Source organism: Pseudomonas sp. MYb118 (assembly GCF_040947875.1).
Lineage (GTDB): Bacteria > Pseudomonadota > Gammaproteobacteria > Pseudomonadales > Pseudomonadaceae > Aquipseudomonas.
The window spans coordinates 941586-962993 of sequence record NZ_JBFRXN010000002.1; the positions used below are offsets into that span (position 1 = coordinate 941586).

General features: G+C 64.0%; 17 protein-coding genes. 8 read left to right on the forward strand and 9 right to left on the reverse strand.

Annotated elements, in window-relative coordinates:
• Positions 1–2 precede the first annotated feature (2 nt).
• The 3 genes from ABVN20_RS10135 to ABVN20_RS10145 form a co-directional block, all read right to left on the reverse strand.
• Positions 3–989, reverse strand: coding sequence for an ABC transporter substrate-binding protein (locus ABVN20_RS10135; RefSeq protein ID WP_368555497.1), 987 nt, complete (start codon positions 987–989; stop codon positions 3–5).
• Between the two features lie 368 nt (positions 990–1357).
• A complete protein-coding gene (locus ABVN20_RS10140; RefSeq protein ID WP_368555498.1) occupies positions 1358–2728 on the reverse strand; it encodes an aspartate aminotransferase family protein in 1371 nt (456 codons plus the stop codon).
• A 21-nt stretch (positions 2729–2749) separates the two neighbouring features.
• Positions 2750–4240: an aldehyde dehydrogenase gene (locus ABVN20_RS10145; protein WP_368555499.1), complete on the reverse strand. Its 1491-nt coding sequence runs from the start codon at positions 4238–4240 to the stop codon at positions 2750–2752.
• 227 nt (positions 4241–4467) lie between these two features.
• Between ABVN20_RS10145 and ABVN20_RS10150 the strand changes: the two genes are divergently transcribed.
• Entirely contained in the window at positions 4468–5382 is a 915-nt protein-coding gene (locus ABVN20_RS10150; protein ID WP_368555500.1) for a LysR substrate-binding domain-containing protein, read from the forward strand.
• Between the two features lie 133 nt (positions 5383–5515).
• Here the strand turns inward: ABVN20_RS10150 and hrpB are convergent, their stop codons facing one another.
• Positions 5516–8032: an ATP-dependent helicase HrpB gene (gene hrpB / locus ABVN20_RS10155; RefSeq protein ID WP_368555501.1), complete on the reverse strand. Its 2517-nt coding sequence runs from the start codon at positions 8030–8032 to the stop codon at positions 5516–5518.
• Positions 8033–8139: 107 nt separating this feature from the next.
• Between hrpB and ABVN20_RS10160 the strand changes: the two genes are divergently transcribed.
• The gene (locus ABVN20_RS10160; RefSeq protein WP_368555502.1) at positions 8140–8559 is read left to right on the forward strand and encodes a polyribonucleotide nucleotidyltransferase; all 420 of its coding nucleotides are present in this window, start codon (positions 8140–8142) and stop codon (positions 8557–8559) included.
• 29 nt (positions 8560–8588) lie between these two features.
• On the forward strand, positions 8589–9488 hold the full coding sequence (locus ABVN20_RS10165; protein WP_368555503.1) for a cation diffusion facilitator family transporter: 900 nt from the start codon (positions 8589–8591) through the stop codon (positions 9486–9488).
• Here the strand turns inward: ABVN20_RS10165 and ABVN20_RS10170 are convergent.
• A complete protein-coding gene (locus ABVN20_RS10170) occupies positions 9482–10528 on the reverse strand; it encodes a DUF6515 family protein (protein WP_368555504.1) in 1047 nt (348 codons plus the stop codon). The genes ABVN20_RS10165 and ABVN20_RS10170 overlap by 7 nt on opposite strands.
• A gap of 437 nt (positions 10529–10965) precedes the next feature.
• On the opposite strand from ABVN20_RS10170, the gene ABVN20_RS10175 reads away from it, so the two are divergent.
• Together ABVN20_RS10175 and ABVN20_RS10180 are read left to right on the forward strand one after the other, a co-directional pair.
• On the forward strand, positions 10966–11445 hold the full coding sequence (locus ABVN20_RS10175) for an Lrp/AsnC family transcriptional regulator (protein ID WP_150744035.1): 480 nt from the start codon (positions 10966–10968) through the stop codon (positions 11443–11445).
• Between the two features lie 228 nt (positions 11446–11673).
• On the forward strand, positions 11674–11883 hold the full coding sequence (locus tag ABVN20_RS10180; protein ID WP_016773053.1) for a DUF2788 domain-containing protein: 210 nt from the start codon (positions 11674–11676) through the stop codon (positions 11881–11883).
• On the opposite strand, the gene ABVN20_RS10185 is transcribed toward ABVN20_RS10180, so the two are convergent.
• The 4 genes from ABVN20_RS10185 to ABVN20_RS10200 all read right to left on the reverse strand — a co-directional run bounded on the left by ABVN20_RS10185 (position 11878) and on the right by ABVN20_RS10200 (position 18343).
• Positions 11878–12513: a pseudouridine synthase gene (locus ABVN20_RS10185; RefSeq protein ID WP_368555505.1), complete on the reverse strand. Its 636-nt coding sequence runs from the start codon at positions 12511–12513 to the stop codon at positions 11878–11880. The genes ABVN20_RS10180 and ABVN20_RS10185 overlap by 6 nt on opposite strands.
• Before the next feature lie 68 nt (positions 12514–12581).
• Positions 12582–14081, reverse strand: a complete 1500-nt coding sequence (gene amn / locus ABVN20_RS10190) for an AMP nucleosidase (RefSeq protein ID WP_368555506.1) — start codon at positions 14079–14081, stop codon at positions 12582–12584.
• 160 nt (positions 14082–14241) lie between these two features.
• Complete coding sequence (locus tag ABVN20_RS10195) at positions 14242–15888, reverse strand: acyl-CoA dehydrogenase family protein (protein WP_368555507.1); 1647 nt, start codon at positions 15886–15888, stop codon at positions 14242–14244.
• Positions 15889–15961: 73 nt separating this feature from the next.
• On the reverse strand, positions 15962–18343 hold the full coding sequence (locus ABVN20_RS10200; RefSeq protein ID WP_368555508.1) for a 7TM diverse intracellular signaling domain-containing protein: 2382 nt from the start codon (positions 18341–18343) through the stop codon (positions 15962–15964).
• A gap of 307 nt (positions 18344–18650) precedes the next feature.
• On the opposite strand from ABVN20_RS10200, the gene ABVN20_RS10205 reads away from it, so the two are divergent.
• Genes ABVN20_RS10205 through hemL form a run of 3 tightly spaced genes read left to right on the forward strand, consistent with a single transcriptional unit; the run spans position 18651 to position 21390 of the window.
• Positions 18651–19448: a hydroxymethylpyrimidine/phosphomethylpyrimidine kinase gene (locus ABVN20_RS10205; protein ID WP_368555509.1), complete on the forward strand. Its 798-nt coding sequence runs from the start codon at positions 18651–18653 to the stop codon at positions 19446–19448.
• Positions 19449–19466: 18 nt separating this feature from the next.
• The gene (gene thiE / locus ABVN20_RS10210; protein WP_368555510.1) at positions 19467–20090 is read left to right on the forward strand and encodes a thiamine phosphate synthase; all 624 of its coding nucleotides are present in this window, start codon (positions 19467–19469) and stop codon (positions 20088–20090) included.
• 16 nt (positions 20091–20106) lie between these two features.
• A complete protein-coding gene (hemL, locus tag ABVN20_RS10215) occupies positions 20107–21390 on the forward strand; it encodes a glutamate-1-semialdehyde 2,1-aminomutase (protein WP_368555511.1) in 1284 nt (427 codons plus the stop codon).
• Positions 21391–21408: the final 18 nt, after the last annotated feature.

Consider the following 21408-nt stretch of genomic DNA (forward strand, 5'->3'; position numbering starts at 1 on the left):
TCCTACAGCGGGCTGACGAAGCGGTTGTCGACCAGATCGTCATTGCTGACGTTGTAGGGTTTGCCCTGCAATTCGCTGGCGGTTTCGTTGGCCAGCTTGATCAGCGGTGCGCTGTCGCCCGGCTTGCCCGGCGAGCCGAGGAGTTTTTCGCTCATGGCCTGATCGTAGAAGCGCACACCCTGGGCGGCAGCTTCCAGCTCCTTGGGATCGGAGAGGTAACCACCGACACCCTTGGCCATGATTTTGTAGGCTTCCTGCGGATGGTCCTTGGTGTACTGCACGGCCTTGTACAGACCGGCGACCAGGGCCTTGACGTCTTCGGGCTGTTTCTCGATCACCGAGCAATTGAGCGCGACCACGTCGACGATCACCCCCGGCGTACTGCTGCTGTCGATCAACACCTTGCCCTGCTGCTTGTCGCGCACCATCGACAGGTGCGGTTCCCAGGTCACGGCAGCCGGCACGCGACCGGCGATGAACGCGGTGGCCGCATCGTCAGCGGTCATGTTCTGCACGGTGATGTCGCTCATGCTCATGCCGTGTTTTTTCAGCAGGTACGACAGCCAGAACTGCGAGGTCGAGCCCTCGTTCACCGCCACGGCCTTGCCCTTGAGTTCCTGCAGGCTCTTGACGTCCTTGCCCACCAGCACGCCGTCGCCACCATGGCTGTCATCCAGCGCGGCCACGGCCTTGAAGCAGAATTGCGGGCGGTACTTGAGCACTTCATCAATGGTCGACGCCGAGCCGGACAACTCCCCCGACGCCTGCGCGGCCATGTACATCGCGGCCTCCTCGACGACGGGCAATTCGACGGTCAGGCCGCCTTCCTTGAAGTAACCCAGGTCCTGGGCCAGATAGAGCGTGCCGTAGCCGACCCAGGTGGTATGGCCGATGGACAGGGTGCCGGCCTGGGCGCCGCTGGCGACCGTGACGGCAAGGGCGGTGACCGCCAGTGGATGCGCAACACCGGTAAGCAAGGACTTGATCATGAAGCACTCCCAAAGCTGTTGATTTAGTTGTCATGGGCAGTACGGCCAGCAGCTTCGGGGGGATGGGTGTTCGCCTGGGGTCTCTGCCGGACTTGAGGGCGGACAGCGTTCGGCTGGCTGGCAAGGTCGATGTTGGACCAACACCTGGCGCAGGAAAATTAGGAAATATGTCGGTGGGAGTGATGAAAAAACTGGGTAGCGTGCGCGGGGATGGGGCGGGGTGATGGGGGATGCACAGGGTGGGGGCAAAAAGCTGGAATGGGCTAAAAGCTCGCGAGCAGGCTCGCTCCCACATCAGGACTGTGTACACAGCACCTCTGTGGGAGCGAGCCTGCTCGCGATAAGGTTTACTGGATATTCAGACCAAATCAGAGCCGACCATACTCCTGCGCAGTACGATCCACCGCCTTCAGCGTCTTGCCCACCAGCTCGTCAATTTCCTCACGGCTGGCAATCAGGGCCGGAGCCATGATCATCCGTCCCAGTGTCGAGCGAATGATCACCCCTTCCTCGAAGCCGATGGTGCGGCAGCGCCAGGCGATGTCGTTCTCGTTGGCAAAGCGCTTGCGGCTGGCCTTGTCTTCGGCCAGTTGCAAGGCCGCAACCAGACCCGTGCCCTGGATATCACCCACCAGCGGGTGATTGCCGAACACCTCGCGCAGACACTGTTGCAGGTAGGGCCCGATGTCGTCCTTGACCCGCGTCACCACGCCTTCGTCGCGCAGGGCCTTGAGGTTGGCGATGGCCACCGCCGCCGCCACCGGGTGCCCGGAATAGGTCAGGCCGTGGGCGAACACACCGCCCTGCTCCACCAGCACCTCGGCCATTTTCTTCGACAGGATCAGGCCGCCCATGGGGATGTAGCCGGAGGTCAGGCCCTTGGCGATCGACAGGGTGTCAGGCTCGAACCCGAAGTACTCGTGGGCGAACCATTCGCCGGTGCGACCGAAGCCGCCGATCACTTCGTCGGCGCACAGCAGCACGTCGTATTTGCGGCAGATCCGCTGGATCTCCGGCCAGTAGCTCTCTGGCGGGAAGATCATGCCGCCGGCGCCCTGGAACGGCTCGGCGATGAAGCCGGCGACCTTGTCCGCGCCCAGTTCAAGAATCTTCGCTTCCAGTTGCTGCGCCGCGCGCAGGCCGAACTCGGCCGGGGTCAGGTTGCCTTCATGGGCGAAGAAATACGGTTCGTCGATGTGCTCGATGTCCGGCAGCATGCCGCCCATTTCGTGCATGAACTTCATGCCGCCGAGCGCCGTCGCCGCCAGGGTCGAACCGTGGTAGCCGTTCCAGCGCCCGATCATGATCTTCTTCTCGGGCTTGCCGAGGATCGCCCAGTAGCGGCGCACGGTACGGATCAGCACCTCGTTGGCCTCGGAGCCGGAGTTGGTGTAGATCGCGTGGCTGTAGTGCCCCGGCAGCAGGCTGAACAACAGCTCGGACAGCTCGATCACCTGCGGGTGAGTGGTGTGGAAAAACATGTTGTAGTACGGCAACTGCTCAAGCTGCCGGGCCGCCGCTGCGGTCAGATCCTGGCGACCGTAGCCCAGGTTGGTGCACCACAGCCCGGACATGCCATCGAGGTAACGCCGACCGTCGTTGTCCCACAGGTGCAGGCGTTCGCCACGGACCATCACGCGCGGCCCTTCGTCGTTGAGGGCCTTCTGGTCGACGAAGGCGTGGATGTGGTGCGCAGCATCGGCGGCCTGGTAATCGCGGGTTTCACGTGGGGTGGTCATCGCCAGTTCTCCGTTTTTTTGTCAGCGAAGTTGAAACCAGGTGGTCTTCAACTGGGTGTATTTATCGAATGAGTGCAACGACAGGTCGCGGCCGAATCCGGACTGCTTGCCGCCACCGAAAGGCACGGTCACGTCCAGCGCATCGACGCTGTTCACCGACACCGTGCCCGCGCGCAATTGCCGGGCCACGCGGTGCGCGCGGTTGAGGTCGTCGGTCCACAGCGACGCGGCCAGGCCGTAGACGCTGTCGTTGGCCAATTGCAAAGCGTGTGCCTCGTCATCGAACGGCGTGATGGCCAGCACCGGGCCGAACACTTCCTCGCGAAACAGCGGCATGTCCGGGCTGACGTGGGTAAAGATGGTCGGCAGGATGAAGTTGTCGGAACCGTTGAACACCGACTGCCGACCGCCGCAGACGCGGGTGGCGCCCTGGCGTTCGGCCTGCTCGATGAACTGCATGATGCGTGCGGTCTGGCGACTGTCGACGATGGCCCCGGCGCGACTCGACGGGTCCAGCGGATCGCCCGGCAGCCAGCGCTCGGCCTGGGCCTTTAGGCGTTCGACGAATTGATCGTGGATCGAACGCTGCACCAGCAGTCGCGAGTTGGCCGAGCACACTTCGCCCTGGTTGAAGAAGATGCCGAACGCGGCTTTTTCGGCAGCCAGGTCCAGGTCCTGGCAGTCGGCGAACACCAGGTTGGCGCTCTTGCCACCGCATTCCAGCCAGACCTGCTTGAGGTTCGACTGCGCGGAATACTGCATGAAATATTTGCCGACCTCGGTGGAGCCGGTGAACACCAGGCAATCAACGTCCGGATGCAGGCCCAACGCCTTGCCCGCCTGCTCGCCCAGCCCCGGCAACACGTTCAACACCCCGGCGGGCAGCCCGGCTTCCAGCGCCAGTTCGCCCAGGCGCAGGGCAGAGAACGGCGATTGCTCGGCGGGTTTGAGGATCACCGAGTTGCCGGCGGCCAGGGCCGGAGCGAGTTTCCACGCGGCCATGTCCAGCGGAAAATTCCACGGCACCACGGCGGCGACCACACCCAGCGCTTCGCGGGTGATGGTGGCCAGCACGTTCTGCGCGCTGGGCGCGACCTGGTCGTAGAGTTTGTCGAGGCTTTCGGCGTACCAGCGAAACACGCCTGCGGCGCCCGGTACGTCGATGTTGTAGGCGTCCATCACCGGCTTGCCCATGTTCAACGAGTCCAGCAGCGCCAGCTCTTCGCGGTGTTCGAGGATCAGCTCGGCCAGGCGCAGCAGCACCTGCTTGCGTTCACCCGGCGCACGCGCCGACCAGGTCCCGGCCTCGAACACCTGCCGTGCGTTGCGGACCGCGCTGTCCACGTCTTCGAAGCCGCAGGCTGCGACGTTCGCCAGGCGCTGGCCGGTGGCCGGGTTGATCGCCGCGAAGGTCTGGCCGGACTGCGCCGCACGCTGTTTGCCGCCGATCATGGCCTGGTCGGGAAGCGCCAGGGCTGCGGCTTTCTTTTGCCAATATGCAAGCTCGAACACGTTCAGATGCTCCATGGGCTTTCTTGTGCAGTGGATAGTCGCTCAGGGCCCTGGCAAGCAAAAATAGTAAAAATGTCATCGCAGACCATGAAAAAACTGGGCAGGTCATCTCCCTGCCGGCGCACGATGTGGTTATTGTTCAGGCATAACAAACACCGTCGTCAGAAACGGATGCAGTCGGCGCAAAATTTGCCTGGATGTTGTGTCCATCCACCCAGAGGTTTGCCGTGGCTGCCTACAACCTGCGTCAATTGAAGTACTTCATCACCACCGTCGAATGCGGCAGTGTCGCCGAGGCCTCGCGCAAGCTGTACATCGCCCAGCCGGCGATTTCCACGGCGATCAAGGGCCTGGAAGACAGCTTTGGCGTGCAACTGCTGATCCGCCATCACGCCCAGGGCGTGTCCCTGACCCCCAGCGGCGCACGCTTCTATCGCAAGGCCCAGGAACTGCTGCGCATGGCCAAGGAGTTCGAGCAGAACGCCCTGGCCGACAACGACGTGGTGGCCGGACAGATCGACATCGGCTGCTTCGAAACCGTCGCACCGCTGTACCTGCCACAATTGATCGCCGGGTTTTCCGCGCTGTACCCGGGGGTGAAAATCCGTATCCGCGACGGCGAACAACAGGAACTGGTGCAGGGCCTGACCTCGGGCAACTTCGACCTGGCGATCCTGTATGAGCACGACCTGGATGCCACCATCGAAACCGAGCCACTGATGCCGGCGCAACGCCCTTACGCCCTGCTGCCCGCCGACCACCGTTTTGCCCAGCTCAAGCAGGTGTCACTGCGCGACCTGTGCCTGGAGCCGATGATCCTGTTGGACGTGCAACCGAGCCGCACCTACTTCGTCAGCCTGTTCGAGGAGCTGGGCCTGCAACCGCAGATCGCCTTCAGCTCGCCCTCGATCGAGATGGTCCGGGGCATGGTCGGGCAAGGGTTCGGCTTCTCGATCCTGGTCACCCGCCCGCACTCGGAATGCACCTACGACGGCAAGAAAGTGGTGTGCGTGGACATCATCGAAGACGTCACCGGCTCCGGGCTGGTGGCGGCCTGGCTCAAGCGCGGGCAACTGACCAAACCGGCACAGCTGTTCGCCGATTACTGCCGGGAGCAGTTGACGGCCAAGATTGTGCGTTGAGCCTTCCTTGCCCCAGTTCCCTGTAGGAGCGAGCTTGCTCGCGATGGAAGCTCGGGCGACGCTGGCTATCTGATGCCCAGCGTTATCGTTGACGACCATCGCGAGCAAGCTCGCTCCTACAGATACGGGGGAATTACTTACGCGGCTTGGCCCGCGCCGTCGCCTCGGCCACCAGCGGATCATCCGGCCAGTAATGCTTGGGATAGCGCCCCTTCAAATCCTTCTTCACCTCGGCATAGGTGCTGCGCCAGAAGTTCGCCAGGTCCTGGGTCACCTGCACCGGCCGACGCGCCGGCGACAGCAGGTGCAACTTCACCACCTGCCGGCCGCCGGCAATGCGCGGGGTTTCGGCGAGGCCGAACAGCTCCTGCAGGCGCACCGCCAGGATCGGCGGCTGCTCGCTGTAGTCCAGGCGAATCGACGAGCCCGAGGGCACGCTCAGGTGATGCGGCGCCAGCTCATCCAGGCGTTGCGGCAAGGGCCACGGCAACAGGTTGCGAACGATGCTGGAGAGGTCGAGGTTGGCAAAATGACTGAGCCGCGACACCTTGCCCAGGTACGGCAGCAACCAGTGTTCAAGCCCCTTGAGCAACGCGGCGTCGCTGACATCCGGCCATTCGCTTTCGCCGCTGGCATCGAGGTCCAGCTGCCGCAACAACGCCACCCGCGCCTGCCACTGACGCAGCTCTGGCGTCCACGGCAACAACTCCAGACCCTTGCGCCGCACCAGGTTGACCAAGGCCTGACTGCGCGCGGCTTCATCCAGGCCGCTCAAGGGTTCTCGGCTGAGCACCAGCTCGCCGACCTTGCGCTGACGCTCGGCGCGCAACACGCCCTCGCGCTCGTCCCAATCCAGTTGATCGACCACTCGCACCTGTTCGGCGAGCACCGAATCGAACAACGCCGGATCGAAATCCGCCGCCAGATAAATGCGTTCTTCGCGCTGCCCCTGGCGACTGCCCAGATCGGCGATCACCAGCCACGCCTGCTTCATCAGGCTGTCCGCCTCGGCGAACAACGCGGCGCGGCCGTTGGCCAGGCGATACTCCGCACCACCGGCGCGGCGCTGCTGGGCCACTCGGTCGGGATACGCCAGCGCCAGCAAGGCACCCAGCCACCGCGGGTGATCCGGATCGCTGACCGGCTCCGACGCCTTGCCACGCAGATAACCCCGGTATTGTCGCGCCAGTTGCCGGGCGCGCTGCACCCCACCCTGGGCACCACGGGCGGCTCGCTCTTGCCCGGACAACAGCACCAATCGGCTGTGCAGGTCGGCGCCGGCACCGCGCAGGATGTCGCGCTCGCCCAGCAATGCGGCGACGTCACAGGCCATCTCGGCCAGGCCCAATGCCTGCCCGCGCAACAGCAGATGGGCGATGCGCGGATGCGCCGGCAGTTCGGCCATGGCCTGCCCGTGCCGACTCAGCGCTTCACCGTCCAGTGCGCCGAGGCGTTCGAGCAGGTCCTGCGCCTGTGCGTAAGCCGCTGCCGGCGGCACGTCGAGCCACACCAGTTGCTGCGGCGCCACGCCCCAGCGACCCAGTTGCAGCGCAAGGCCGGCCAGGTCCGCCGAGACGATTTCCGCGCTGGCGTAGGCCGCCAGTTGCTCGTGTTGATCCTGCGACCACAGGCGATAACACACGCCGGGCTCCAGGCGCCCGGCCCGGCCCGCGCGCTGGGTGGCACTGGCTCGGGAAATGCGCTGGGTGTCCAGGCGCGTCATGCCGCTGCCCGGGTCGAAACGCGGCACTCGCGCCAACCCGGCGTCGATCACCACGCGCACGCCGTCGATGGTCAGGCTGGTCTCGGCGATGTTGGTGGCCAGCACCACTTTACGCTTGCCGGCCGGGGCCGGGTCGATCGCGGCGCGCTGCGCGGCCAGGTCCAGTTCGCCGTGCAACGGGCAAAGCAGCACCGTTGAGTCCGTGCCCAGTGCCTCGGCCAGTTGTTGATGCACACGACGGATTTCCGCCTGCCCGGGCAGGAACACCAGCAGACTGCCGGTTTCATCATTGAGGGCTTCGAGGACGGTCTGCACCACACGCGGCTCGATGAACTCCCCCGGCTGGAAAGGTCGCCCCCAGCGCATCGCCACCGGGTACATGCGCCCTTCGCTGCGCAGGATCGGCGCATCGTCGAGCAACCCCGCCAGGCGCTCGCCTTCGAGGGTGGCCGACATCAGCAGGATCTTCAGCGGCTGCTCGTCACGAAACAGCTCGCGGCCATTGAGACTCAGGGCCAGCGCCAGATCGGCATCGAGGCTGCGCTCGTGGAATTCGTCGAAGATCAGCAGGCCCACGCCATCGAGCGCCGGGTCTTCCTGCAAGCGCCGGGTGAGGATGCCTTCGGTGACCACTTCGATGCGCGTGCTGGGGCCGACCTTGCTGTCCAGGCGTATCCGGTAGCCCACCGTTTCCCCGACCTTTTCCCCCAGCTCACTGGCCAACCGCTCCGCCGCCGCCCGCGCCGCCAGACGCCGCGGCTCGAGCATCAGAATGGTCTGCCCGGCCAGCCACGCCTCATCGAGCAAGGCCAACGGAACCCGAGTGGTCTTGCCCGCACCGGGCGGCGCTTCGAGCACGGCTTCGTGGCGTGTCGCCAACGCTTCACGCAGGGCGGGTAAAACTTCATCAATCGGCAAAGAAATCATGCTGGCTCCCAAACAGAGGGCCGAGTATAACGGCGAACTGCCCGGCGTTTATCACGGTCCTAATTCATACCGACGACGCTTTGTTTACCGATGACAGGAGTTTTCCCATGCGTATTCCCTTTCGCCTGATTGGCGGTGTACTGGTGGCCACCCTGCTGACCCAGGTGACCGCCTGCGGTTCGATTTTCTACCCCGACCGCCGTGGCCAGATCGATGGCAAGATCGACCCGGCGATTGCCGTGCTCGATGCCGTGGGCCTGCTGTTCTACATCATTCCCGGCCTGATCGCGTTTGCCGTGGACTTCGCCACCGGCGCGATCTACTACGCGCCAGGCGAGACCGCGCACGTGGCGCCGGAAAAGCTCAAGGAAGCCATTGGCGCCGACGGCAAGGTCGATACCCACAAGTTGCAGACCATCCTGGAAACCGAGCTGGGCCGCAGCTTCCCGCTGGACGATCCACGCCTGATCCAGCACAAGGGCAGCACTCAGCAACTGGCCGCCCTGGGCCTGCAACCTGCCGCGTGATCCAGCCCCTGAAAGGATAAACCGCTCCTATGGTTTCCAGCTCCGAACACGCCCGCCTGCTGCGGCTGGCCACCCGCGCCTCGGTGGTGGTGGCGTGCACCCTGGTCGTCGCCAAAGCCATCGCGTGGTGGTTGAGCGGTTCGGTGAGCATGCTCGCCGGGCTGACCGACTCGGCCCTTGATGGCGTCACCTCGCTGCTCAATCTGTTGGCGGTGCACTACGCGTTGCGCCCCGCCGATGACGATCATCGCTACGGGCACGGCAAGGCCGAATCCCTGGCGGGCATGGCGCAGGCGCTGTTCATTGGCGGCAGTGCGGTGCTGATCGCGTTGCAGGCCTTCGAACGGCTCAAGCATCCGGAACCGGTGGGCGCACCGTGGCTCAGCATCGGCGTGATCGTGTTCTCCCTGGTGCTGACCCTGGCCCTGCTGATGTTGCAGCATCGGGTGGTCAAGGCCACCGGCTCCAACGCGGTGCGTGCCGACTCCCTGCACTATCGCTCGGACATGCTGCTCAACGGCAGCATCCTGGTCGCACTGGTGCTGGCCGGGTTTGGCTGGCATCAGGTGGACGCCTGGTTCGGCCTGGGGATCGCCGTCTACATTCTCTGGAGCGCGGTCCAGATCGCACGGGAAAGCTTCACCGTGCTGATGGATCAGGAGTTGCCGCCGGACGTCAGCCAGCACATGCTCGAACTGGCATGCAGCGTACCCGGGGTATTGGGGGCGCATGACCTGCGCACGCGGATTTCCGGCAACCAGTGGTTCGTGCAATTGCACCTGGAGCTGCCGGGGGAACTGACCCTGTCAGTCGCCCACGGCATCAGCGACCAGGCCGCCGCCGCGATCCACCACGCCTACCCGCGAGCCGAAGTGCTGGTGCACGCCGACCCGCAGGAAGTGGTGAAGGCCGCCAGGGCCGCTCAGTAACTCACCTGATAACCGCGACTGCTCAGGCAATTACCCTGAGCCTGGCGGTAGGCCTGCACGACTTCGGGCGCCGGCTGGTAGGTGGCCGTGCGCGGATCGAAGCCACTCTGCTGCACCGCGTACTGATAGCACTCGTAGCCGTCCCGGTTGACCTGCTCCGGCGACTGCCCGGCCGCCGGATAGGCCACCACATCAAAACCATTGCTGGCCGGTTGCGGCTGCGGTTGCACGGGCGGCTCGACCACGATGTAGTCCTGAGTGCTTTCCTGGTAGGCATAGTAGGAACCGGCCGCGAGGAACAACAGCGCTCCGCCCACCCACACTTCACGGGCGTAATCGGGCAGGTAGCCGATGCGAATCCCGCGCGGCGGCTGCACCACCACATAGCGCGGCCCCAGCGGGCGATACCAGTAGCCGCCGGAGAAGAAGTAATCCTGGCCACGGTAAGGCACGCGGTAGTCACGGTCCGGGAAGCGGTCGATTACATGGCCTGGACGGTATTGCGGGCCGGGCCCCCAACCGTTGCCATGGCCGCTGGGGCGACCGGCCCAGTAATGATCGTCGGGGCGCGGGCCGTTGTTCTGCCAGTGCTGGTTGTAGTCGTTGCGCCGAGGCACGTCCTGATAGTAACCCCGCTGGGGTTGCTGGGTCTGGCGCACGGTGTCGGGCCGGCCCTGGATCGGCAGGTCATTGGCCGGTAACTGGGGTGGCGGTGGTGGCGGGCGCACCGGGTTGTTGTAATCACGCGGCGGATTGTTCTGCCACTGCCCGCCATTGCGCGGCTGGCCGTTGTTCTCGAACTGACGGCTGTTGTCGCCGCGAATGATCTCGTTGTTCTGCGGCCGTGGCTGATTCTGCTGCGGGTTGTTCTGTGGACGCGGCTGATTGTTGCCGCCATGCCCTTGATAGTTGCCCTGATGGCCGTCGCCGCGCTGGCCGTTATCCGGGCCACGGTTCTGTGGCTCATCGGCCAGCGCTTGCGCAGTGACACTGACACACAACACACCAACACCGGCCAAACGCCAGATGCGCGACTTCATGCTTATCCTCACTGCGGGTTAGGGCTTGTACATAAGACTGGGAAAGCACAGGCCGGTTCTGCAACAGGTTATCAGTCGTGAAACATATTTATTGAGCGGCCAGCATTAAATCGCAGGCAAAAGAAAAGGGAGACCCGTCGGCCTCCCCTTGAGAACTTCGTCCGTGCTCGACGCTTTTGACGTCGGCTCACCTCACGCCGTCTTCTGGACAGTGTGCAGCTCGGGGGCCGGGCACATCCCCTGTGGGGGTGGCGGCCGCGACTGGCCTGATTGGGCGAGTCGCCGTGGACTGTGTGTCCGAGCAGTGATTCTGGTGATAAGGATAGGCCGCAGGCACCGGCAGAGGATTGCGAAGATTGCTCAAATAAACATGACTTGCGCAATTTTTAACCCTGGATAGATAATCTGCCGCAATTGATAAGAGAAAGGCCTGATTCATGAGCAAACTCGACCGATACGACCTCAGTATTTTGGCGGAATTGCAGCGCGACGCGCGCATTTCCAACCAGGAACTGGCCGAACGCATCGGCCTGTCGCCTTCACCGTGCTCGCGCCGGGTCAAACAACTGGAGGACGATGGCTACATCTCCCGCCAGGTGGCCCTGCTCGACCGCAAGATGCTCGGCCTGAGCCTGACCGCCTACGTGCTGATCGGCATGGACCGGCACACGCCCGAGCGTTTCGAGAACTTCGAAGCGGCGATCCGCACCTTGCCCCAGGTCCTGGAATGCAGCCTGGTGACCGGGATGGACGCCGACTACCAGCTCAAGGTGGTGGTGCCGGACATGGATCACTACCAGAAACTGCTGCTGGGGCACCTGACTCGCATCGACGGGGTCACCAGCGTGCGTTCCAGCTTCGTGCTCAACCAGGTGCTCAACAGTACCGAGTTGCCGCTCACGCATCTGCGCAGCTGACCCCCCCCTGTAGGAGCGGACTTGTCCGCGATGGTCGTCAACGATAACGCTGGCTGTCTGATTGCCAGCGGTGCCTGGGCTACCATCGCGGACAAGTCCGCTCCTACAGGGGATTGCGGTGGTCATGGGCGTGCATGCGACACACCGACGCAGGTCAATGCTGTGCCAATCGCGCATGGCGTATACTCGCCCCCGCCTTTTTAGCCTCACCCGCGCTGGAGATGTTTGATGGATCCTGCACTGTTTGAAGAGTGGATGATGACTGGACTCGTCAGCATCCTGATCATTTTCATGGGTTTCATCGTCTGGGATCTGGCGAAAAAATCCAAGGCAGGACGCTTCGGTTCGTTCATCCTGTTCTTCGTGCTGGGCCTCGGGGTCGCGGCGTTCATCATCAAGAGCGTGGTGATCGGCCTGATCGAATCCGGGGCGCTATAAGCGCGCCGGCACTTCCTTCCACTGGCCCTGATCGAGCCCTTCGATCGTCCAGTCACCAATCCGAACCCGCACCAGCCGCAACGTCGGCAAGCCGACCGCGGCCGTCATGCGCCGCACCTGGCGGTTACGCCCTTCGCGAATGACCAACTCCAGCCAACTGGTCGGCACGCTCTTGCGAAAACGCACCGGCGGGTTGCGCGGCCACAACTGCGGCTCATCGAGCTGGCGCGCCTCGGCGGGCAAGGTCATGCCGTCGTTCAGTTCAACGCCTTCACGCAGGCGCTGCAACTGCTCGGCGCTCGGTTCGCCTTCCACTTGCACCCAGTAAGTCTTGGCCAGTTTGTGCTTCGGGTCGGCAATCCGCGCCTGCAATTGGCCGTCGTTGGTCAGCAGCAGCAAACCTTCGCTGTCGCGGTCCAGCCGCCCGGCCGGGTAGATCCCGGGCATGGTGATGAAATCCTTGAGCGTCGCCCGCCCTTCACCGTCGCTGAACTGGGTCAGCACATCGAAGGGTTTGTTGAACAGGATCAGCTTCGGCTCGGCCGGTGGAGCCTTGGCGACCCGGCGCGGGGCGGATGACGGGGTGTGCACGCCGGGACGGCGGGACACAGGACGTTGAGGACGGGACATGGGGGCTGGAACATCTGGCGGTCAGGGCTGCCCATGCTAGTGCCCCAACCGCCAAATGGCCATGACTGTCAGCGGAACGGCGGCTCGTCGAAGCTGCGCAGTTTGCGCGAGTGCAGCGAGTTGAGCTCGGTGCGCAGCAGGTCCACCGCCTCGATGCCGATCTGCAAGTGCTGGCTGACGGCGCGCTGATAGAACGCGTTGGCCGAGCCCGGCAGCTTGATTTCGCTGTGCAACGGCTTGTCCGAGACACACAGCAAGGTGCCATACGGCACTCGCAGGCGATAACCCTGGGCGGCGATGGTGCCGCTTTCCATGTCCACCGCCACGGCGCGGGACAGGTTGATCAACGGTCGCTCCTGGGCCCAGCGCAATTCCCAGTTACGGTCGTCGTAGGTCAGCACGGTGCCGGTGCGCAGGCGTTTCTTCAGCTCGTCGCCCTTCTCGCCGGTGATGTTGGCGGCCGCCTGTTGCAGGGCCAGTTGCACTTCGGCCAGGGCCGGAATCGGAATGTTCGGCGGCACCACCCGGTCGAGAATGCCATCACGGCGCATGTAGGCGTGGGCCAGTACATAGTCGCCAATGGTCTGCGACTGACGCAGGCCGCCGCAGTGACCGATCATCAGCCAGCAATGCGGACGCAGCACCGCCAGGTGGTCGGTGATGTTCTTCGCGTTGGACGGGCCGACGCCGATGTTCACCAGGGTCACGCCGTGGCCGTCGCTGGCGATCAGGTGGTAGGCCGGCATCTGGTAGCGGTGCCAGACCACGCCGGCGGCAATCGCCGAGGCTTCACCGTGGTCCATGCTCTTTTCAATGATCACGTTGCCCGGCAACACCATGCGCACGAAACGCGGGTCGCTGCGCAGCTGTTCCAGGCCATGCACGATGAACTGGTCGACATAGCGGTGGTAGTTGGTCAGCAGGATCCACGGCTGCACATGGCGCCAGTCGCTGCCGGTGTAGTGCACCAGGCGGCGCAGGGAGAAATCCACCCGCGCGGCGTCGAACAGCGCCAGTGGCAGCGGGTCGGTGTTTTCCCAGTCGTACAGGCCATCGGCGATGCCGTCGGTGGCGGCGGACAGGTCGGTGCTGGGGAACACCCGCGCCAGCACGGCAGCGGTCACGCCGGAGCCGGCCAGCTCATCGCCCTGCTCGACCACGTACGGATAAGGAATGTTCTGCTGGCTGATACCGACTTCCACGGTCACGGTGAAGTCGTGCATCAACGGCACCAGCTGTTCCAGCAGGTATTTGCGGAACGCCGCCGGGTGGGTGACGGTGACACTGTAAGTACCCGGCAACTGGACTTTGGCGTAGGCCCGCGTGGTCTGTGGGACTTCGCCCTGGCAGTGGTAGGTCAGACGCAGTTCAGGATAACGAAACATCGCACGCTGTTCGGCGTCCGGCTCGACACGGTCCTTGAGGTAACGCATCAGCGCCTGATTCAGCGCGGTGGTTGCACGATTGTGCAAATACGCAAGCCGATCCACGGCTTGCTCGGCAGTTTGGACGACAATAAAAGCTTCGGTCACGATCAGCATCCTGTGTTCTGACTTGCAGGCTTTCATCTTGCCTGCATCGTGGTCCGACGGGAACAGTGGTGTGTCGGATGTGCCTCATTCCATTCGCCACACAGCCCCTGTAGGAGCGAGCTTGCTCGCGATAGCGGTGGATCAGACACACCGCTATCGCGAGCAAGCTCGCTCCTACAGGGGTTATCTGTGCGGTTTAGAGAAGCGGAGTCGCCCGCGCCACGATCGCCTCGACATCCAACCCCCGCGGCAACGCGCCGTACACCCGCCCCGCGCCGTCCAGGCGACTGGCAATGAACGCGTCGCTCACCGCCGCATTGCCCGCCTCGAGCAACAATTTGGCCTGCAAGCCCAGGGCGATGTCTTCGGTCAATTGGCGGGCGCGGTACTGAATGTCGCTGGTGTCCTTGAACGCCGCGTGCAGCTGGTTGATATGCGCGGCCAGGCGCTTGTCGCCGTGGCCGTCGCCCAGCTCGCCGAACAGCACGTCGAGCACGCCCGGCTCCTTCGACAGCGCCCGCAGCACATCCAGGCATTGCACGTTGCCGGAACCTTCCCACGTCGAATTGACCGGCGCCTCACGGTACAGGCGCGGCAGGATGCTGTCTTCGACATACCCCGCGCCGCCCATGCACTCGGCGGCTTCGTTGATCATGGCCGGCGCCCGCTTGCAGATCCAGTACTTGCCCACGGCGGTCACCAGGCGGGCGAATTTCGCCTCGTGACGGTCATCCAGGTGGTCCAGCGCCTTGCCCATGCGCAGGCTCAAGGCCAGGGCCGCTTCGCTTTCCAGCGCCAGGTCGGCGAGCACGTTCTGCATCAGCGGCTGCTCGCTCAGGGGCTTGCCGCCCACGCGGCGGTGAGCGCAATGATGGCTGGCCTGGGTCAGTGCCTGGCGCATCAACGAACTGGAACCGACCATGCAATCGAAGCGGGTCATGGCGACCATTTCGATGATGGTCGGCACGCCGCGCCCTTCCTCGCCGACCATCCACGCCAGCGCACCGCGAAACTCGACTTCGCTGGAAGCGTTGGAGCAGTTGCCGAGCTTGTTCTTCAAACGCTGGATGTAGAACTGGTTACGGGTGTCATCCGGCCGGTGGCGCGGCAGCAGGAAACAGGTCAGGCCCTTGTCGGTCTGGGCCAGGGTCAGGAAGGCATCGCACATCGGCGCCGAACAGAACCATTTGTGACCCACCAGCTCGTAGGCCTGGCCCGGACCACTGGCGCCCACCGGATAGGCCTTGGTGGTGTTGGCCCGCACGTCGGTGCCGCCCTGCTTCTCGGTCATGGCCATACCGATGGTCACGCCCGCCTTGTGCGCCATGCCGACGTTGCGCGGGTCGTATTCGGTGGCGAGGATTTTCGGCAGCCACTGCTCGGCCAGTTCCGGTTGCAGCTGCAAGGCCGGCACACTGGCGAAGGTCATGGTCAGCGGGCAACCGCTGCCGGCTTCGGCCTGGCTGTGCAGATAGGTCATGGAGGCACGGGCGACATGCGCACCGGATTGCGGGTGTGCCCACGGCAAGGAGGTCAGGCCATGCTCGACCGCCGTGCGCATCAGCTCGTGGTAGGCCGGGTGAAACTCCACCAGGTCGATGCGATGACCGTAACGATCATGACTGGCGAACACCGGCTTGTTCTGGTTGGCCAGAAAACCCGCCGCCATCAGGGGCCCGCCGGCCAGGGCACCGTAGGCGTCAATCCGCGATTCGGCCCAACCGGCCCCGAAACGCCGCGACCACTCCTGCAAAGGCAGGTCGATGCGGTACAGGTTGGTACCGTCCAGCGACGGTGGCTGGTTGGTGACTTCGTGGGTTTCGGCGAACTGATGCAGGTTCATGACGGGGCTCCTTGGGTCAGCCAGGGGGTTCAGTTAAGCACCGCCCCGAGGCCGAACAAAGTGGCATATCCGCCTAACTGTCGGCGCTTTCGCCCTGCTGTGGACAAAGCACCCGTCGATACAGGGCCGCCTGCAAGTCTTCGAACTTCACCGGTTTGCTCAGGTAGTCGATCAGATCGCCACTCAGGCAACGCTCGCGGTCGACGCTCTGCGCGATCATGAAGACCGGCACCTGCTCGCAGCCTTGCAGCGAGCGGATCTGGCAGCACAGCGACACGCCATTCATCTGCGGCAACTCGCTGTCGAGCAGTACCGCGTCGAAGGTTTCACGTTGCAGGAAATCCAGCGCCGCGACGCCATCGTCGGCCGTGCGTACGCGGAAGCCGAGCTTGAGCAACATGCCGCGCAGCAGCAACTGGTTGATGTCGTTGTCATCCACCAACAGCACGGTGCAGTCCTGAGGCAGGCGCAGGCACGCCAGGTCCCGTGCCATCGGCGTAGCCGCGCGTTCTGTCACCGGCAGGTCGAATTCGACATCGAGCTGGAAGCGGCTGCCGTGACCGGGCTCGGAGCGGTGGGTCAGCTGCCCGCCGAGCAACTCGACCAGTTGTCGGCAGATCGCCAGGCCGACACCCAGGCCGCCATATTCACGGGTCATTGAACCATCGAGCTGGAAGAAGCGCTGGTACAACGTCGCCTCGCCCAGGTCAGTGAAGCCGATCCCGGTGTCGATCACCGCGAAGCTCAACGCCAGGCGGCCCGACGCCAGGGGCTTGCCGGTGACTCGCAACGCCACGCCGCCCACCCGGGTGAACTTGATCGCGTTGTCCAGCAGGCATTCCAGGCACTGCGCCAGTTTGCTGCTGTCGCCGTGCACCCGGTCGGGCACGCCCGGTGCGATATCGACCTTCAAATCCAGCGACTTGCCCGAAGCATTGCCTTCGAACTGCACACGCAGGGCGTCGATCACGCTGCGCAAGCTGAAGACCGAAGGGTTGGCCTTGAGCTTGCCGGCCTGCAATTCGGTGAGGGTGAGAATGCCGTTGACCATGCGCATCATGTCCCGCGCCGACCCCGCGGCGGTCTGCTGGTACTGCTCCAGCTCAGGGTCCATCTCCACGGTCTGCATCAGCTCCAGCGAGCCGATTACGCCGTTCATCGGCGTACGCAATTCATGGGTCAGGGTGGCGAGGAATTCATCCTTGAGCTTGTTGCCATGCGCCAGTTGCTGGTTGAGCACTTCGAGTTTCTGCCCGGCATCGAGCAAGGTCTGCGCCTGCTGTTCGCGCATGGCATTGATGCGGTCGGCCAGCGCCAGCGACAACAGCGCCACTTCGATGGCCGAGCCGATCTGGCTGGAGTACATGGTCAGGAATACGTTCGGCAGGTAACCCAGCACCATCAGCGTGTTGACAATGCCGCCGAGCAGGAACGCCGACCAGGCGATGATGAAGTAGCGCGCCACCCGCAGGCCGCGCCACCAGGCGAAGATCCCTGCACCGAAAATCACCACGGTGAACGTCAACGCCAGCGCCGTCGCCAGGCGCAGGGCCAGGGCGTAACTGGTCATCAGTGACAAGCCGACCACCAGCGCACCGAAGCCGATCAACGCCAGCAACAGGCGATCGAGCCAGCGATTGATGTTGGCCGTTTGCAGGAAGCTGCGAGCGAACTGGCTGCCGAACAACCCGGCGCAACCAATGAAAAACGGCGTGGCGGCGTTGGCCCACCAGGGGTCGTTCGGCCAGAAATACTGGACCGCCGCACCGTTTACCGACAACTGATACATGCCGAAGGAGGCAATGTAGAAGATGTAATAGAGGTAGCTGGTGTCCCGCACGCTGAGGTAGATGAACAGGTTGTAGACCAGCATGCCCAGCAACACGCCGTAGATCAGGCCCAGCACGTAGAGTCGAACCGGCTGCTCCTCGAGAAATGCCGTGCTCGACCACAAGGTCACCGGCGCCTGGATCGAGCCCTCGCTTTGCAGGCGCAGGTACAGGGTTTGCGCTTGATCGGCGGTGAAGTTCACGTCGAACAAATAGTTGTTCTGGCGAATTTCGCGGCTGGCGAACGGCAGGGCATCGCCGGTCTGGCGCACCAGGCGATAGCTACCGGCAGCGTCTGGCGAATACAGGTCAAGTCGATCGAGGGGCGGGTACGCCAGTTCCAGCAACCAGGTGCGCTGGGCGGCCGGGTTGGTCGGGCGGTAGTGCAGGTCGATTTTCAGCCAGAACACCGAGCGTGAGTAGCCCGCGTTGAGCGTGTCCTTGTGGTGGGGCTTGAAGTGTCCGGCCGCCGCTTGCGCACGGACGTCGTCGATGGTCGCCTGGCCACCTGCGTCTTCGAATACTTGCAGGGACTGGCCCAGGGGCAGGCTCTGAGTGAACTCATCGAACTCGACTGCGCTGGCCATCAGGGGCAAGCAGAACAGCAACATCAGCAAATAGCGCATTGAAGCCCCAGCGTGGCCTGTCCGGTTAAATTCTCAAAAAGCCCCTCATTCCCTTTGAGCAGACGTAAAACCGGCATTACCTGTTATTGGTTTGGATCCACTCTAGCATAGCCATTGATGGCCATTGAACACCATTGAAATATTTTCTGAAAAGGCTCTAGTACGGTCGTTCCAGCGGTGCAAAGGTGGTCAAAACTGCGTGACCGGTCAACTCGCCGCGGGGCATCGACCGCCGGGCGAATTCCTGTCGCCGCCGCAGACGTCGCTTTCATGACTCGCTGGGCGACTGGTGGTAAGCTCGCGCACCATGAATATCTACAGCTCTCGCCCCGTTGTCCTCTGTCTCTCCGGCCATGATCCCAGTGGTGGCGCCGGCTTGCAGGCAGATATCGAAGCCCTGCTCGCGCAGGGCTGTCATGCGGCCCCGGCCGTCACCGCCCTGACCGTGCAGGACACGGTCAACGTCACGGACTTCCGCGTCCTCGACCGTGAGTGGGTACTGGCCCAGGCCAATGCCGTGCTCAACGATTCCGAAGTCGCAGCGGTCAAGCTGGGCATGCTCGGTTCCCTGGAAATGGTCGACACCGTCGTCGAACTGCTCCAGGCGCACCCGCACCTGCCGATGGTCTGTGACCCGGTGCTGCGCGCCGGTGGCGGCGGACGCCTGGGCAAGGATGAAGTCGGCTACGCCATGCGCGAACGCCTGCTGCCCCTGTCGATCATCGCCACGCCCAACCTCCCGGAAGCGCGCATCCTCGCCGAACTGCCCGAAGGCACGGCGGACGAGTGCGCGGAAAAACTCCTGCCGTTCGTCAAACACCTGCTGATCACCGGCGGGCATGGCGAAGAGAGCGAAATCCACAACCGCCTGTACAGCCGCGACGGCCTGCGCGAAACCTTCATCTGCCAGCGTCTGCCCGGCAGTTATCACGGCTCGGGCTGCACCCTGGCCAGCGCCCTCGCCGGCCGTCTGGCCCAGGGCGAAAACCTCGCCAGCGCGGTACAGACTGCACTTAACTACACGTGGCGCACCCTGCGCGATGCCGAACGACTGGGTAAAGGCCAGTTCGTCCCGCGTCGCCTGCCGCTGGATTTCTGTTCGTAACACCATGGGGCTTGCTTGATGAAACTACGCGGCCTTTACGCCATTACCGACAGCCAGTTGCTGGCGGGTAAATTCCTCTCGTACGTGGAAGCAGCGCTGGAGGGTGGCGTCACCCTGCTGCAATATCGCGACAAGAGTGACGACCAGGCCCGCCGGCTGCGGGAGGCCGAAGCGCTGAGGGACTTGTGCGAGCGCTACAAGACCCAACTGATCATCAACGACGACGCCGAGTTGGCCGCGCGCCTGAACGTGGGCGTGCACCTGGGCCAGACCGACGGCCCGCTGTCGCCGACCCGCGCCCTGCTCGGCCCCAAGGCGATCATCGGTTCGACCTGCCACGCGCAGATCGAACTCGCCGAACAGGCGGCCAGGGAGGGTGCCAGCTATGTCGCCTTCGGCCGCTTCTTCAACTCCAGTACCAAGCCCGGTGCGCCGAGTTGCAGCCTCGAACTGCTCGACCAGGCCCGCAACCGGTTGCACCTGCCGATCTGCGCGATCGGCGGCATCACACTCGACAACGCCGCGCCGCTGGTGGCCCACGGGGTCGACCTGCTGGCGGTGGTGCACGGCCTGTTTGGCGCCGAAAACACCGCTGAGGTGACCCGCCGCGCCCGCGCCTTCAACGAATTACTGAAAGTCTGATAGTGAGAGTCCGACCATGTCTCGTTCCGAAACACTGTTTGCCAATGCCCAGAAACACATTCCCGGTGGCGTGAACTCGCCGGTCCGCGCGTTCAAGAGCGTGGGCGGCACACCGCTGTTCTTCAAACACGCGGAAGGCGCCTACGTCACCGACGAAGACGACAAGCGTTATGTCGACTACGTTGGCTCCTGGGGCCCGATGATCCTCGGCCACAGCCATCCGGACGTGCTGGACGCGGTGCGCAAGCAACTGGAGCACGGCCTGTCCTACGGCGCCCCGACCGCGATGGAAACCGAGATGGCGGACCTGGTCTGCTCGATCGTGCCGTCGATGGAAATGGTGCGCATGGTCAGCTCCGGCACCGAAGCGACCATGAGCGCGATTCGCCTGGCCCGTGGCTTCACCGGTCGCGACAGCATCATCAAGTTCGAAGGCTGCTACCACGGTCACTCCGACAGCCTGCTGGTCAAGGCCGGCTCCGGCCTGCTGACCCAGGGCGTGCCAAGCTCGGCCGGCGTGCCAGCATCATTCGCCAAACACACCCTGACCCTGCCGTTCAACGACATCGACGCCGTGGAAACCATGCTCGCCGAAGTCGGCCAGGACGTGGCGTGCATCATCGTCGAGCCGGTGGCCGGCAACATGAACTGCGTGCCGCCGGCACCGGGTTTCCTCGAAGGCCTGCGCAGCCTGTGCGACAAGCACGGCGTGGTGCTGATCTTCGACGAAGTGATGACCGGTTTCCGTGTCGCCCTCGGCGGCGCCCAGGCGCACTACGGCGTCACCCCGGACCTGAGCACCTTCGGCAAGATCATCGGTGGTGGCATGCCGGTCGGCTGCTTCGGCGGCAAGCGCGAAATCATGTCGCACATCGCGCCACTGGGCCCGGTCTACCAGGCCGGCACCCTGTCGGGTAACCCGCTGGCGATGGCCGCTGGCCTGACCACCCTGCGCCTGATCAGCCGCCCAGGCTTCCATGACGAACTGAGCGACTACACCAGCCGCCTGCTCGATGGCCTGCAACAACGTGCCGATGCCGCCGGCATTCCGTTCGTGACCACCCAGGCCGGTGGCATGTTCGGCCTGTACTTCAGCGGTGCCGATGACATCGTGACCTTCGATGACGTGATGGCCAGCGATGCCAACCTGTTCAAGCGCTTCTTCCACCTGATGCTCGAAGGTGGCGTGTACCTGGCGCCGAGCGCGTTCGAAGCCGGCTTCACCTCGATCGCCCACGGCGAAGCCGAGCTGAAACTGACGCTGGATGCCGCCGAGCGCGCCTTCGCAGCCCTGAAGTAAGCGCACTGCCGCTGACGT